The organism is Yersinia sp. J1 (genome assembly GCF_050586585.1).
Classification (GTDB): Bacteria; Pseudomonadota; Gammaproteobacteria; order Enterobacterales; family Enterobacteriaceae; genus Yersinia; species Yersinia entomophaga.
The window spans coordinates 95,265-109,971 of record NZ_JBOBDP010000008.1 but is presented as its reverse complement, the minus strand read 5'-3'; the positions used below and the strand labels follow the sequence as shown (position 1 = coordinate 109,971).

Below are 14,707 nucleotides of genomic sequence, written 5' to 3'. Positions count from 1 at the left end.
CGGCCATCTAACGCGCTGCTTCATTTGAACAGCGCGTTGTTACAGGTCAAATCAGGAGTTTCTATGAAAGGCATAGTTCTGGCGGGCGGTTCCGGTACCCGTTTACACCCTATTACTCGCGGCGTCTCTAAACAGCTGCTTCCGGTTTACGATAAGCCGATGATTTATTATCCGTTGTCAGTCTTAATGCTGGCCGGCATTCGCGATATTCTGATTATTTCCACTCCTGAAGATTTGCCTTCCTTCCGGCGTTTGCTGGGTGATGGTTCTGAGTTTGGTATTAACCTAAGTTATGCCGAGCAGCCGAAGCCAGAAGGCTTGGCGCAGGCTTTCTTGATCGGCGAAGAGTTCATTAACGGTGAATCCTGCTGTCTGGTTCTTGGGGATAATATCTACTTTGGTCAAGGGTTTAGCCCTAAACTGAAAAGTGTCGTTGCCCGACAGAAAGGCGCGACCGTTTTCGGTTATCAGGTGATGGATCCAGAGCGTTTTGGCGTGGTGGAGTTCGACGATAATTTCCGAGCGCTTTCCATCGAAGAAAAGCCAAGCGTGCCTAAATCCAATTGGGCAGTAACCGGGCTTTATTTCTACGATAATCAAGTGGTTGATTTTGCCAAGCAGGTTAAACCTTCTTCCCGCGGTGAACTGGAAATTACCACCATCAACCAGATGTATCTGGAGCGCGGTGAGTTAACGGTTGAGCTACTAGGTCGTGGCTTTGCCTGGTTAGATACCGGTACCCACGATAGCCTGATTGAAGCCAGTACCTTCGTACAAACGGTAGAGAAGCGTCAGGGCTTTAAAATCGCCTGTCTGGAAGAAATTTCCTGGCGTAATGGCTGGCTGGATGATGATGGCGTAAAACGCGCTGCCACCGCTCTGGCAAAAACGGGTTACGGTAAATATCTGCTGGATTTATTGCATGCTCGTCCGCGCCAATATTGAACCGCTGAACTGGGAAAGTGAATTTTTCCAGAGACACAGCGCAAAACTGAATTTATCTGATTCTGCCCCGTTGCTGAACCCGGCAGAATTGGATGCCTATGCTTTGGTTCAGGCTAAAATCCCTGCGCACCGTCTGGATTGGGTTGATGCCCTTAATCTGCTGGGTTTTCGTCTGGTTGAAAGTGAAATCGATCTTTCACTGCCAATTGGCACGGAAACTGCTTCTGTCGCTGACCATTCGGGAACGACGGCGAGTTCCGCCTTTTCCGATATGCTGGCTGCAGGCTCAGTTCGGATCGCAACTGAATTGGATATTCCTCAGTTGCGCAGCGCCGCAGCCCGCGCTTTTGCTCTTAGTCGTTTCCGTGCGCCTTGGTATGAGTCGCAGGATAGCGGGCGTTTCTACGCGCTATGGGCCGAAAAAGCGGTACTGGGAACTTTCGACCACCAATGTTTGCTGGTGGTCGATAGCCATAATCAGGCTATCGGGTTTGTCACTTTGCGTAATTTGCAGGATGGCTCGGCTCGAATTGGTTTGTTGGCGGCGTTTCCGGGAGCCGCAGGGCAAGGTATTGGTACAAAACTTATGTCGGCGGCAAAGCAGTGGTGTCAGCATCACGGGTTACAGCGGCTATATGTCGCCACTCAGATGAGTAACATCGCAGCTTTGCGTCTCTATATTCGTAGCGGGGCATCTATTGAGAGCACCGCTTATTGGTTATGCAGGGGATGAAATGATTCCATTTAACACACCACCGGTTGTTGGCTCCGAACTGGGTTATATGCAAGATGCAATTAACAGCGGGAAGCTTTGCGGAGATGGCGGTTTTACCCATCGTTGCCAGCAGTGGATGGAGCAGCGTTTTAACTGCCCGAAAGTCTTGCTGACCCCTTCTTGCACCGCATCGTTGGAAATGGCGGCTTTGTTGCTGAACATTAAGCCCGGCGATGAAGTGATCATGCCGAGTTTTACCTTTGTTTCCACCGCTAATGCCTTTGTATTGCGCGGTGCAACAATGGTATTTGTCGATATTCGTCCCGACACCATGAATATCGATGAAACCAAAATTGAAGCGGCGATTACCGATAAAACTAAAGTGATTGTGCCCGTTCACTATGCTGGCGTTGCCTGCGAGATGGATACCATCATGGCGCTGGCAAAAAAATACGATCTGTTTGTGGTTGAAGATGCCGCTCAGGGCGTGATGTCGACTTACAAAGGCAAAGCGCTGGGTACTATTGGCCATATTGGTTGCTTTAGCTTCCATGAAACCAAAAACTACACGGCGGGTGGAGAAGGCGGCGCAACGCTGATTAATGATCCATCTCTGATCGATCGCGCCGAAATCATCCGTGAAAAAGGCACCAACCGCAGCCAGTTCTTCCGCGGTCAGGTGGATAAATATACCTGGCGTGATATCGGTTCTAGCTATCTGATGGCTGATTTACAGGCTGCCTATCTATGGGGGCAGTTGGAAGCTGCTGAACAGATTAATCAACGTCGACTGTCTCTGTGGCAAAATTACTACGCTGCATTCAAGCCTCTTGCTGACGCAGGCCGTATCGATTTACCAATAGTCCCTGCTGATGTTGAACAGAATGCTCATATGTTTTATATCAAACTTCGTGATATTGAAGAGCGTTCGGCCTTTATCAGCTATATGAAAGAAGCCGATATTTTGACGGTCTTCCATTATATTCCGTTGCATGCCTGCCCGGCGGGTGCCGAATTTGGCCGTTTATCCGGTGAGGATTGCTTTACCACCAAAGAGAGTGAGCGTCTGGTGCGTCTACCGATCTTCTATATGCTGACCGAGGCCAACCAGAAAATCATTATTAACCGCGTACTGAGTTTCTTCGCCTGATATGTCATTGGCAAAAGCATCTATTTGGACCGCAGGCTCTACGCTGATTAAGATCGGCGTAGGTTTGCTGGTAGTTAAACTGCTGGCGGTCACTTTTGGCCCCAGCGGCGTAGGACAGGCGGGTAACTTCCGCCAGTTAATTACGGTATTAGGCGTATTATCAGGAGCCGGTATTTTTAACGGCGTTACCAAATATGTCGCAGAATATCATCAGCAACCGGAGCGGCTACGTGCGGTATTAGGCACCTCGTCGGCGATAGTGTTGGGTTTCTCTACCTTATTGGCTTTGCTGTTTTTATTTGCGGCAAAACCGGTGAGCGTGGCGCTATTTGGCCGTGCTGATTATGAGAACGTGGTGCGTGCCGTCGCCTTTATTCAAATGGGTATCGCCTACGCGAACCTGTTTCTGGCTATTCTTAAAGGTTATCGCGATGCGATGGGCAACGCGCTGGCGATTATCGGCGGTAGTCTGATTGGCGTAGTGGCTTATTATCTTTGCTTCCGATTAGGCGGCTATTTTGGCGCGTTAGTGGGTTTAGCATTGGTTCCTGCGTTGGTCGTCGTGCCAGCGACTTTTATTCTGGTGCGTCGCAAGACTATTCCCTTCAGCTACCTTAAACTAAGTTGGGATAAGGCGCTGGCCAGCCATTTGGGTAAGTTCACCATAATGGCGCTGATTACCTCAGTAACGCTTCCTGTCGCTTACGTGATGATGCGTAATCTTCTGGCAAAACAGTATGGCTGGGATGAAGTTGGTATTTGGCAAGGGGTAAGCAGTATTTCAGATGCCTACCTGCAGTTTATTACCGCCTCTTTTACCGTTTATTTGTTGCCGACGCTGTCGCGTTTAAAGGATAAAGCGGATATTTCCCGCGAGATTTTACGCTCGCTGAAGTTTGTACTGCCGGTGGTTGCCGCAGCCAGCATGATGGTGTGGTTACTGCGTGATTTTGCGATTTGGCTGTTATTCTCTAAGCAGTTTACCGCGATGCGCGATTTATTTGCCTGGCAGTTGGTGGGTGACGTGCTAAAAGTAGGGTCTTATGTCTTCGGCTATTTGGTTATCGCAAAAGCCTCCCTGCGATTTTATATTCTAGCGGAAGTTAGCCAGTTCCTGTTGTTGACCGGTTTTGCCCATTGGCTGATTCCGTTACATGGTTCTCTTGGCGCAGCCCAGGCTTATATGGCAACTTATATCGTTTATTTTGCCCTGTGTAGCTGCGTATTCGTCATTTACCGTAGATCTTCGTTACCTAGAAAAACATGAAAACCCTGATTCACGTATTGGGATCTGACATCCCGCATCATAACCAGACGGTGCTGCGCTTCTTTAACGATGTGCTGGCCGCGCGCCTGCCCGCCGAACAGGTGCGGCATTTTATGGTCGCGGCGAAAGACAGTGCCTCCTTTGCTGTTTTTGATGCTTTAGAGATTGAAACTCTGCCCAATAAGAAAGCGTTGGCTGAGGCGGTTATTGGGCGCGCGCAGGCCGATCGTAATACCCGTTTCTTTTGGCATGGACAGTTTAATGCCACGCTGTGGTTGGCTTTATTAAGCGGCAAAATTAAGCCATATCAGGTTTTCTGGCACGTTTGGGGTGCCGATCTGTATGAAGATGCAAAAAGCTGGAAATTCCGCCTGTTTTACCTGCTGCGCCGCTTGGCTCAAGGGCGTGTCGGGCACGTTTTTGCTACTCGCGGGGATTTGATTCACTATCAGCAGCGTCATCCGCGAGTGCCAGCGTCTTTGCTTTATTTCCCAACGCGTATGGACCCGACGCTGACCGGCGTTCAGGCTGAGAAGCCTTTAGTCGGGCCAATGACGATTTTGGTCGGTAATTCCGGTGATACCACTAACCGACATATTGAAGCGCTGAAATCCATTCGTCAGCAGTTTGGCGCCGATGTTCGGGTGATTTTGCCGATGGGCTATCCCGCGAACAATGATGCTTATATCGATCAGGTGCGAACCGCTGGGCTGAAGTTATTTCCGGCAGAAAATCTACGTATTCTGACCGAACAAATTGCCTTCGATGACTATCTGAATATTCTGCGCGAATGCGATTTAGGCTATTTTATTTTTAATCGTCAGCAGGGAATCGGCACTTTGTGTCTGTTAACCCAATTTGGCGTGCCTTTTGTCCTTAGCCGTCTGAATCCGTTCTGGCAGGATTTGGCTGAGCAACATATTCCAGTGTTGTTCTACGGTGATACGCTGGATGAAGCTTTGATACGTGAAGCACAACGGCAATTGGCCGGTCTGGATAAGCAATCCATCGCTTTCTTTAACCCTAATTATATCGATGGTTGGCAGCAGGCATTAGCGCTGGCGGCGGGAGAAAACCCATGACGTTGGGGCAATTTGGCGGCTTGCTGAGCGTCTATTTGATCGCAGTGATTTTTATCCTCACGTTGACCTATCAGGAGTTCAGGCGGGTTCGCTTCAACTTTAACGTCTTCTTTTCCATGCTGTATTTACTGACGTTTTACTTCGGTTTTCCGCTGACCTGCATGTTGGTATTTCAGTTTGATGTCGCAGTAGTTCCGGCGGACTATTTGCTGTACGCCATACTGTCCGCCACGGCGTTTTACGCCATTTACTATGTCACCTATAAAACGCGTCTGCGGAAGCCACGAACTCAGCCACGGCGGCCGATATTTACGATGAATCGGGTTGAAACCAACCTGACCTGGATCTTATTGGCGCTGGTGGCGATTGGCACCGTAGGTATTTTCTTCCTACAGAACGGCTTCCTGTTATTTAAGCTGAATTCTTATAGCCAGATATTCTCCAGTGATGTTTCCGGCGTGGCTCTGAAGCGTTTCTTCTACTTCTTCATTCCGGCGATGTTGGTGGTGTATTTCCTTAAACAGGATATGCGGGCATGGTTCTTTTTCCTCGCCAGCACCGTAGCCTTCGGCATTCTGACCTATGTTATCGTGGGGGGAACCCGCGCCAATATCATTATCGCTTTTGCATTGTTCCTGTTTATCGGCATTGTGCGCGGTTGGATTACGCTGTGGATGCTGGTGGCAGCTGGCGTATTCGGTATTGTCGGTATGTTCTGGCTGGCGCTGAAACGCTATAGCCTGGATGTCAGCGGCGCGGAGGCGTTCTATACCTTCCTGTACCTAACGCGAGACACCTTCTCGCCGTGGGAAAATCTGGGGCTGTTGCTGCAAAATTACGACAAGATAGATTTCCAGGGACTGGCACCAATAGTTCGAGATTTCTACGTGTTTATCCCAAGCTGGCTCTGGCCGGGGCGTCCTGATTTGGTGCTGAATACCGCGAACTACTTCACCTGGGACGTATTGGATAACCATTCCGGGCTGGCGATTTCCCCTACGCTGATTGGTTCTCTGGTGGTTATGGGCGGCGCGCTGTTTATCCCTATCGGTGCGATTATTGTCGGGCTGATTATTAAGTGGTTTGACTGGCTATACGAGCAAGGTAAAGCGGAAACTAACCGCTACAAGGCGGCGATTCTGCAAAGCTTCTGCTTCGGAGCCGTATTTAATATGATCGTATTGGCGCGTGAAGGGCTGGATTCGTTTGTTTCTCGAGTGGTCTTCTTTTGCATTATTTTCGGCGCCTGTCTGGTGGTAGCGAAACTGCTGTATTGGTTATTCGACGTCAGCGGACTAATAACGCAACGTATTCGTCGCAGCTATACTGGGGCGAACAATGCTTCTTCTGCCGACACGACGAGTCAACTGTAAGGTTTAAGTGTAGAAATGGAACAAAAAACAGCAATTCCTAAGTACAACCTGCGTGGCTTCAATATCTGGGGGTTCCGCGATATGGCCCAGGTGCTGGATTATCTGCTGGGAAATGAACAAGTAAAAACCGGTACTTTGGTGGCGATGAACGCAGAAAAGCTGCTGAAGGCAGAAGATGACGCCGCATTGCGAACCCAGTTGAACGATGCGGAGTATCTCTACGCCGACGGCATCAGCATGGTACGTGCGATTCGCCGTAAGTATGCCGGTGCTGAAGTGTCGCGCGTTGCAGGGGCAGACCTGTGGGAAGCCTTGATGCAGCGTGCTGGTCAGCAGGGGACACCGGTGTTTCTGGTCGGTGGTAAGCCGGAAATCCTGGCAGAAACAGAAGAAAAACTGCGGGCGCAGTGGAATGTGAATATCGTCGGCTCACAGGACGGCTACTTTACTCCAGAACAGCGGGACGCCTTGTTCACCCGCATTGCTGCCAGCGGCGCAGCGATTGTGACGGTGGCTATGGGTTCGCCAAAGCAGGAAATCTTTATGCGCGATTGCCGTCAGGTTCACCCTAATGCGCTGTATATGGGCGTAGGTGGTACTTATGACGTGTTTACTGGCCATGTAAAGCGAGCGCCTAAGGTTTGGCAGAATCTAGGGTTAGAATGGCTGTATCGCCTGCTGTCGCAGCCGAGCCGTATTCGTCGTCAGCTTAAATTGCTTAAATTTGTAGGTTATTACTATACCGGACGTCTTTAACTGCGTCTGTCGCAGGGTTGGTGAATCCAGCCCTGCCAGTATTTCCTCCTGAGCTATTCCTCGCAAAAATACATCCCAGCAATATCCCTTTAAGGAATAAAAATTCATTTTTATATTCCATAAGGTTTTAATTTGTTGTTTGCTTATATGATTCAGATACGGAACGATATTGGCCGGTTAATTTCCGTGACGAGTACGACAGTTTTTTTAAGTTAGCTCGGCATGCATTTTTCTAACCTGATTGCAGCAGACCAGCAGTTTTAGCGCTTCCTTTCGCAGGTGTTCGGCGTGAACTCAGTCGCTTTTCTCTTTTCCTGATAATTATAACAACCGGGGTTATCCGGGGGATTGAACACAACAAAATTAAGTCTACAGAGGATTTATGGCAGACAACGAAGATAAAAAAGGATTACACCGTGGGCTGGAAGCCCGGCATATCGAACTGATAGCGCTAGGTGGCACCATTGGCGTCGGGTTATTTATGGGCGCAGCCAGTACGCTGAAATGGGCAGGGCCATCAGTGTTACTGGCATACATCATTGCCGGGTTGTTCGTATTTTTCATTATGCGTGCCATGGGCGAAATGCTCTATCTGGAGCCGGTGGCCGGTTCTTTTGCGGTTTACGCCCATAAGTATCTCAGCCCGTATTTTGGCTATCTGACGGCCTGGGGCTATTGGTTTATGTGGATAGCCGTGGGTATATCGGAGATAACCGCCATTGGCCTATACGTCAGCTTCTGGTTCCCCGAATTGCCACAGTGGATACCGGCGATCGCCGGCGTAGTCATTGTCGCGTTGGCGAATCTCGCAGCGGTGCGGCTGTACGGTGAAATGGAATTTTGGTTCGCGATGATCAAAGTCACCACTATTATTGTGATGATAGTGGTTGGTATCGGCGTGATCTTCTTTGGTTTCGGCAATCAGGGCCAGGCGATTGGTTTCGATAACCTGACGCAGCACGGTGGCTTCTTTGCTGGTGGTTGGAAAGGTTTCCTGTTTGCACTGTGTATTGTCGTAGCGTCCTATCAGGGTGTGGAACTGGTTGGTATCACCGCCGGTGAAGCGAAAAACCCCCAAGTCACCTTAAAACGCGCGATTAACAATATTCTGTGGCGGATTCTGATTTTCTACGTCGGTGCGATTTTCGTGATCGTCACTATCTTCCCGTGGAATGAAATTGGTTCTACCGGTAGCCCGTTCGTACTGACATTTGCCAAGATTGGTATTACCGCAGCGGCTGGGATTATCAACTTTGTGGTGCTGACCGCTGCGCTGTCCGGCTGTAACAGCGGTATGTACAGCGGCGGGCGTATGTTGTATGCCTTGGCGATGAATCGCCAGTTGCCCGCTATTTTGACGAAAGTCTCTGCCAGCGGCGTGCCGGTTTACTGTATCGCAGTCACTATTCTGTGTTTGCTGATCGGTTCCAGCCTCAACTACATCATTCCTAATCCTCAGCAGGTGTTTGTGTATGTCTACAGCGCCAGCGTGTTGCCAGGTATGGTACCGTGGTTTGTGGTGCTGATTAGCCAGCTGCGTTTCCGTCAGGTACATAAAGAAGCGATTAAGCAACATCCGTTTAAATCCATTATGTTCCCCTATGTGAACTATCTGACCATCGCCTTCCTGATTTGTGTGCTGGTTGGTATGGGGATTAATCCGGATACGCGCTTATCTTTATTAGTGGGAGCGATTTTCCTGGCGTTAGTGTCACTGTGCTATTTCGCCTTAGGGATGCATAAGAAACGCGTGTGATGACGAAACGTCTATAAAACCAGCGATAAAGGTAGGGTGAGGGGACTAAATAGCTGTCTTTTGCGGCAGAGAGAGCAAAGCGTAATCAAACGCACTATTTCTTCTAAAAAAGCACTAGACAGTTAGGCATTAAAACCGTAGTATCCTCACCCGCAACGGCGCTAAGCGCCCGTAGCTCAGCTGGATAGAGCGCTGCCCTCCGGAGGCAGAGGTCTCAGGTTCGAATCCTGTCGGGCGCACCATTAATTTTGTGTGCAAGAGCTGCGGTGGTAATATTGCCGCGTACGACGGTTGTGAGCAGTAAAGAAGTTATGGTGGCTATAGCTCAGTTGGTAGAGCCCTGGATTGTGATTCCAGTTGTCGTGGGTTCGAGTCCCATTAGCCACCCCAAATTTTTGTGGAACATGCGATGGTGGCGGAATTGGTAGACGCGCTAGCTTCAGGTGTTAGTGTCCTTACGGACGTGAGGGTTCAAGTCCCTCCCTTCGCACCACACAAACTATGTAGATTTTATTAATATTTACATAGACATAAGTCGAAAGACTATGTAGAGTAGGCAGTAAGAAATCGGCGAGTAGCGCAGCTTGGTAGCGCAACTGGTTTGGGACCAGTGGGTCGGAGGTTCGAATCCTCTCTCGCCGACCACATTCCGAAGAAAACCCCGCAATGCGGGGTTTTTTTTCGTCTTGAATTTGTCTCTCAGCGTTAACCCTTTCTGCTTATCGCTGAGAAGAGGATGCCGCTGGCATTCTGCTTTATCAATATTCCGCTGCTTTAATTCTCTTGTGCATCATTCAAAGAGCAATACTTCAATTAAAGGATTCATCAGGTAGCGTTTTCTCAGCTAAATGGATTCAGTTCCCCTGCCAAAGCCAAAGCCAAAGCCAAAGCCAAAGCCAAAGCCAAAGCCAAAGCCAAAGCCAAAGCCAAAGCCAAAGCCAAAGCCAAAGCTATTGCGATTTATCGGTGTTGGGTTTTTGCGACACTAGATATCGGTAATGTCTCTCAATGGAGACATATAACATAATGATAAATATGAATAAAAATAGGAATCGGTTTTTACGTCGTTTTGTAGCGACAGATCAAATCCAAACGTGATGAAACTCAGAGCCTGAAGAGGAATAAATCGGTCTTGGTCTAAAAATATTAAAAATTGATTTATTTCATAATGTTAAGTCACTTTTTTGGCTTTATTTACAGTAACGTTCAAGAGATTAAATAAGTTGGCACGGGAAGTGCAATATCTATCTTGTAGATGCTCATCCCACTTCTTATGACAGCTTAGTCTTCATAAACCCAGGGATGATGCAGAGCCAATTTTAGGGTGCCTATTGTCCACGTAAACGATGTTGAGCGGTAACCAATCCCCTCCTTCATCACATACCGGGCGTAACGTTGAGTGAGGCACCAATCTGTTGACTGTAGACCTGATATTTTATGACACTTGCTTAATCGGCAAGTGTTTTTTTTTGCCGGTAGGAAAGTTTGCGGTTCGGCAGATAAAAGAAAGGCTCCCGCAGGAGCCTGTCTCAATCACAGTAAAAGATTTTACTCGCCGTTTTGTTTCAGCGTTAGCATTAACCCTTCACGACGTACCTGAGCCGCATCTTCTGGACGGTGCAGTTTGTCATAAGCATCGGCCAGCCAGGCGTAATCGTAGCCGTCGGGACGCTGTTGCAGCGCAGCGCGGAAGGCTTCGCTAGCCTGTTCCCACTCGCCGTGCTTCAGCATCAATTGCCCCAGCGTACTATTTAGCAATGGCGTCGCGCCGTGCTGCTTGATTTGCTGACGTAATGCTTTTTCCAAAGGATCGGGATTACCTGATTTAAGGCGCGGGATCAGTAAGATCAGTCTTTCGTCATATTGACGTTTTAGCCCATCTAGAATCACCTGTTGCGCCACTTCGTGATCGTTACACTCAATCAGGTGTTCAGCTAGAGCTACCTGCAGCGCCACATTATGGCGGATTTTGCGGTTTTGATCGTGCCACCAGCGCTTCAATCCATCGCTGCCTTCTTCGGCCATGCACTGATTCATGATGCCAATATAAGCTTGCTGTTCCAGCGCGCTGATTTCAGCCGCGGTATGCAACTGTATTTTCTGCATCGCCGGTAAAATTTCCAGCAATGAGCTGAAAGCCCCGGTGCGTAGATAAGCCTGCTCCGCCAGCCTTAATACTTCCGGGTGACGCGGCGCCAGTTCCAGCAGGCGATCAACCCCGTGGCGAGCGGCGTGGATCTGCCCCTGAGCCAGTTGAATACGTACCCGAGTGATATCTACCGGTAATTGGTCGGTATCTGCCACTTCGGCAGCTCGCTCCAGATATTGATTGGTTCGGAACTCGTCGCCGCATTGCTGAGCCGCCTCGGCTGCCAGCAAATAGTTAACCATTGGCTGTTCGGCGTGCTCGGCGTTGCGGGTAAGCAAATGTTCAACCTGCTTAAAATCGCCTTCGGCCAGTTTGATCAGCGCGGCTTTGGTTTGCTTGCGAGCGCGGCTGCGTTTGCGACCGATAAACCAGCCTCTGGTGCGAGCCCCGGTGCGGAACATTCGACGTAATACAGATTCGATGAGATACAGCACGAAAATCAATCCAACCAGCATAATGGTCAATTTAGTGATGCTGGTTTCAATATTGTAATCATCAGTTTGAATCAATACATAGCCTTGATGACCGGCGAGCATCGGGCCAAGAATGATCCCGGCGATCAGCAGCAGAAATAGCAGTAAGACTCGAATCATACTTATCCCTCCTGATTGACCACAGGCGTTTGCGCCAGCAGGTTACGGACACGAGTTTGCATCAACTTTTCCAGTAGCGGCTGGCTTTTTAGCTGATCCGGCACGTCCATTGAGATCGATTGTTGGCTCAGGCTTTCCAGTTCATCGAGGAAAGCCTTGGTGCTCGGGTCGTTAACGTCGAAATAAGCCCGAACCCATGTTGAAATGGTTTCCAGCGACTGTTTGTACACTTCGTCCTGATGGCGCGGAACCGCCTGAGCGGCTACCAACAGGCGAGAACGAATATTTTCCCGTAGATAAATATCCTGATTCGGTGCTAACAGCGGCTCGGCGCTGCTATCGCGGCGGCGAATAGTCACGAAATCGGAGAGGAAACTGTGCCAGCTTTTGGATAAATTCTGTTTCCAATCGGAAAGGGAGCTGGACAGTTCGGTGCTGTCTTCATCCATCGGCGCATCATCAGTCACGTTATCCGCCATGCGCAGATTATCGACCTGATTAGAAAGCTGATTTAGCTTGAGAATGATCCCGTCAAAATCGATTTGGCTTAGGGCAGACAGTGCGCTGATATCTTCGGTAATGGCGCGGCGTACCTCAATCAGGCTCGGATCATTCATATCCGCCAGACTCGCATCGGCGCTTTTTAATAAGGTTGCGGCGCTGAGGACATCCTGATCGCTCCACAGTTTACGTCCTGCCATTTTCACCAGAAAATCAGCCTGAGCCAGCAGCCAGGCTTTAGCATCACTGCCGGAAATGGTGGCGACTTTCCCTTGCAGTTCATTGAGTTGGCGAGCCAAAGACGCTTGCTGGCGGTCAGCGGTGTCTAGCGCTTTACCTTGTTGCTGTAACAAAGCTTCAAGCCGCTGTTTTTCCTGCGTTTGGCTGGTTTTTAACGCAGCTAGTTGGTCTTGTAACGCTTGATTGGCGGCGACCAACTGTTGTTTCTGTTGATGGCCCTGATAATAAAGGCCGGCACTCAGAATAATTGCAATGGCGATAGCAACAGCGCCGAGAATGGGCCCGCTACGCTTGTCTTTTGGTGTTTCAGCCTCTGGCTGTTGGGGCCGCTCAACCGCTGTGGTTGTCTCTTCCACTGGGGCGGATGGGGTAGTGTGTTCCGTCATATTGGGCATCCCATAGTCAGGTTTATTGTAGCGCGCGGATCAGCGCGTCATTATCGGCATTCTCAGCCACTCGAATGTCATTCCAGCCTAGTTGACTGGCAAGGGCGGCCAAACGATCGCTCACCACTATCAGGCGGCAGCGCAGCAGCCAGGAAGAACGATAGTAATCAGGAATTAAAGTATAGATCTGCTGTAACATTTCGCCGCTGGTTACCACCAGGATATCAACGCCGGCTCGCTGCCAGTGGGCGCTTTGCTCACTGCCATCGTAATAGATCGGGCTACGTTGATAACATTCGCAAAATGTGACCTCGGCGCCGCGTGCTGCGAGGCTTTCACCTAATAGCTCCCGACCACCGTTACCACGCAGCAACAGGGCTTTTTTACCCTGTAATTCCTGCAAGTCAGGCAGTAAGAGCAGCATTTCGCTGGTTTCACCCATCGGCGGAAAAGTGACCGGTAGGCGACTCACCGTGTGCAGCGCCAATGCCGTCGAGCGACCTATAGCATAATAAGATAGCTCGGCAGGCCAGAACAGTTTATTTCTGTTTAACAGCGGGTTGGCATAGCGAATGGCGTTCTGCGACAGCGCAAAAACCAGATCGCCTGCCTGCATTTCTGCCAACATTTCCGGTAGACGAGGTAAATCTCGGCCCGGAGAGAAATCGATTAAAGGCGCATGATAGGCAACCCGACCTAGTGCTAGTAGGCGGCTGACTAACTGTTCACCGGCAGGAGAAGGGCGAGTGACCAGAATAGTCATAGTGGCGGATTATCCTGATAAACCAGCGCCAGAATTTCTTTGGCACCGCGAGAGAGCAGCTCATCGGCCAGCTCGATGCCCATTTGTTCTGCATTGGCAGATGGGCCGCGGCGTTCACCGCAGATCATTTGGCTACCGTCCGGCGCGCCGACCAACGCGCGCAGCCACAGAGTGTCATCTTCTAGCACCGCGTAGCTACCAATTGGCACCTGACAGCCGCCTTCAAGGCGGGTATTCATGGCGCGTTCGGCGCACACGCGCAGCTCAGTCTGGCGGTGATTGAGTGGCGCAAGCAGTTCGCGGGTGAGAGTATCATCCAGACGGCATTCGATACCGACAGCGCCCTGGCCGACTGCTGGCAAGGATTCTTCCGGACTCATGGCGTAGCGGATACGTTCTTTCAAACCAAGGCGGTTTAAACCGGCGACGGCCAGAATAATGGCATCGTAGTCGCCCTGATCCAGTTTCGACAAACGAGTGCCTACGTTGCCGCGCAAATCTTTGACGATCAGATCCGGGCGGCGTTGGCGTAGCTGACACTGACGGCGCAGGCTAGAAGTACCCACCACGCTGCCCGCCGGTAATTCATCCATATGCTGGTAATTATTCGAAACAAAAGCATCTCGCGGATCGTCACGTTCACAAATAGTGACCAGCCCCAATCCTTCGGGGAAGGCGATCGGCACGTCTTTCATAGAATGCACGGCGACATCGGCTCGGCCTTCCAGCAACGCCAGCTCCAGCTCTTTTACAAACAGGCCTTTGCCACCCACTTTGGCCAAAGGCGTATCAAGGATAATGTCTCCGCGGGTCACCATCGGAACCAGCTCCACCTGTAGCCCCGGATGACAGGCTTGCAGCAGCTGCTGTACATAATGTGCTTGCCACAATGCCAATGGGCTTTGTCGCGTGGCAATTCGAATAATTTTGTCTAACATGCTCATTACCGTTTTTATATTTAGCTAACCATCCTAACACCGAGAAGGGAAAACTGTCAGTGTAGAAGCCACAGGATTCAGGCGGATAACCGT

General features: G+C 50.1%; 12 protein-coding genes and 4 tRNA genes. 12 read left to right on the top strand and 4 right to left on the bottom strand.

Annotated elements, in window-relative coordinates:
• Positions 1 to 63 precede the first annotated feature (63 nt).
• From rfbA to ACQ4OC_RS13025, 12 genes are all read left to right on the top strand, one after another.
• On the top strand, positions 64 to 945 hold the full coding sequence (gene rfbA, locus ACQ4OC_RS13080) for a glucose-1-phosphate thymidylyltransferase RfbA (protein WP_064514455.1): 882 nt from the start codon (positions 64 to 66) through the stop codon (positions 943 to 945).
• Positions 923 to 1,678 carry a dTDP-4-amino-4,6-dideoxy-D-galactose acyltransferase gene (rffC, locus tag ACQ4OC_RS13075; RefSeq protein WP_064514452.1) on the top strand — a complete coding sequence of 252 codons (756 nt, stop codon included), beginning with the start codon at positions 923 to 925 and terminating at the stop codon, positions 1,676 to 1,678. The genes rfbA and rffC overlap by 23 nt, the downstream gene beginning before the upstream one ends.
• Before the next feature lies 1 nt (position 1,679).
• Entirely contained in the window at positions 1,680 to 2,810 is a 1,131-nt protein-coding gene (gene rffA / locus ACQ4OC_RS13070) for a dTDP-4-amino-4,6-dideoxygalactose transaminase (RefSeq protein ID WP_064514449.1), read from the top strand.
• Between the two features lies 1 nt (position 2,811).
• The gene (gene wzxE, locus ACQ4OC_RS13065) at positions 2,812 to 4,077 is read left to right on the top strand and encodes a lipid III flippase WzxE (RefSeq protein WP_064514446.1); all 1,266 of its coding nucleotides are present in this window, start codon (positions 2,812 to 2,814) and stop codon (positions 4,075 to 4,077) included.
• Positions 4,074 to 5,159 carry a TDP-N-acetylfucosamine:lipid II N-acetylfucosaminyltransferase gene (locus ACQ4OC_RS13060; RefSeq protein ID WP_064514443.1) on the top strand — a complete coding sequence of 362 codons (1,086 nt, stop codon included), beginning with the start codon at positions 4,074 to 4,076 and terminating at the stop codon, positions 5,157 to 5,159. Before wzxE ends, ACQ4OC_RS13060 begins: the two co-directional genes overlap by 4 nt.
• The gene (wzyE, locus tag ACQ4OC_RS13055; protein WP_064514439.1) at positions 5,156 to 6,532 is read left to right on the top strand and encodes an ECA oligosaccharide polymerase; all 1,377 of its coding nucleotides are present in this window, start codon (positions 5,156 to 5,158) and stop codon (positions 6,530 to 6,532) included. The genes ACQ4OC_RS13060 and wzyE overlap by 4 nt, the downstream gene beginning before the upstream one ends.
• A 15-nt stretch (positions 6,533 to 6,547) precedes the next feature.
• Positions 6,548 to 7,288, top strand: coding sequence for a lipopolysaccharide N-acetylmannosaminouronosyltransferase (gene wecG / locus ACQ4OC_RS13050; protein ID WP_064514436.1), 741 nt, complete (start codon positions 6,548 to 6,550; stop codon positions 7,286 to 7,288).
• 382 nt (positions 7,289 to 7,670) lie between these two features.
• Positions 7,671 to 9,044 carry a bifunctional threonine/serine APC transporter ThrP gene (gene thrP, locus ACQ4OC_RS13045; RefSeq protein WP_064514433.1) on the top strand — a complete coding sequence of 458 codons (1,374 nt, stop codon included), beginning with the start codon at positions 7,671 to 7,673 and terminating at the stop codon, positions 9,042 to 9,044.
• A 165-nt stretch (positions 9,045 to 9,209) separates the two neighbouring features.
• Positions 9,210 to 9,286 (top strand) — tRNA-Arg (locus ACQ4OC_RS13040).
• A gap of 72 nt (positions 9,287 to 9,358) precedes the next feature.
• Positions 9,359 to 9,434: transfer RNA gene (locus ACQ4OC_RS13035), tRNA-His, on the top strand.
• 16 nt (positions 9,435 to 9,450) lie between these two features.
• A tRNA-Leu gene (locus ACQ4OC_RS13030) sits at positions 9,451 to 9,537 on the top strand.
• A gap of 75 nt (positions 9,538 to 9,612) precedes the next feature.
• A tRNA-Pro gene (locus ACQ4OC_RS13025) sits at positions 9,613 to 9,689 on the top strand.
• Positions 9,690 to 10,592: 903 nt separating this feature from the next.
• On the opposite strand, the gene hemY is transcribed toward ACQ4OC_RS13025, so the two are convergent.
• The 4 genes from hemY to hemC are packed head-to-tail and all read right to left on the bottom strand — an operon-like array spanning position 10,593 to position 14,614.
• A complete protein-coding gene (gene hemY, locus ACQ4OC_RS13020) occupies positions 10,593 to 11,786 on the bottom strand; it encodes a protoheme IX biogenesis protein HemY (protein WP_064514430.1) in 1,194 nt (397 codons plus the stop codon).
• Between the two features lie 2 nt (positions 11,787 to 11,788).
• Positions 11,789 to 12,913: a uroporphyrinogen-III C-methyltransferase gene (hemX, locus tag ACQ4OC_RS13015; protein WP_064514427.1), complete on the bottom strand. Its 1,125-nt coding sequence runs from the start codon at positions 12,911 to 12,913 to the stop codon at positions 11,789 to 11,791.
• 22 nt (positions 12,914 to 12,935) lie between these two features.
• Positions 12,936 to 13,676, bottom strand: coding sequence for a uroporphyrinogen-III synthase (hemD, locus tag ACQ4OC_RS13010; protein ID WP_430971225.1), 741 nt, complete (start codon positions 13,674 to 13,676; stop codon positions 12,936 to 12,938).
• Positions 13,673 to 14,614, bottom strand: a complete 942-nt coding sequence (gene hemC / locus ACQ4OC_RS13005) for a hydroxymethylbilane synthase (RefSeq protein ID WP_064514423.1) — start codon at positions 14,612 to 14,614, stop codon at positions 13,673 to 13,675. The genes hemD and hemC overlap by 4 nt, the downstream gene beginning before the upstream one ends.
• Positions 14,615 to 14,707: the final 93 nt, after the last annotated feature.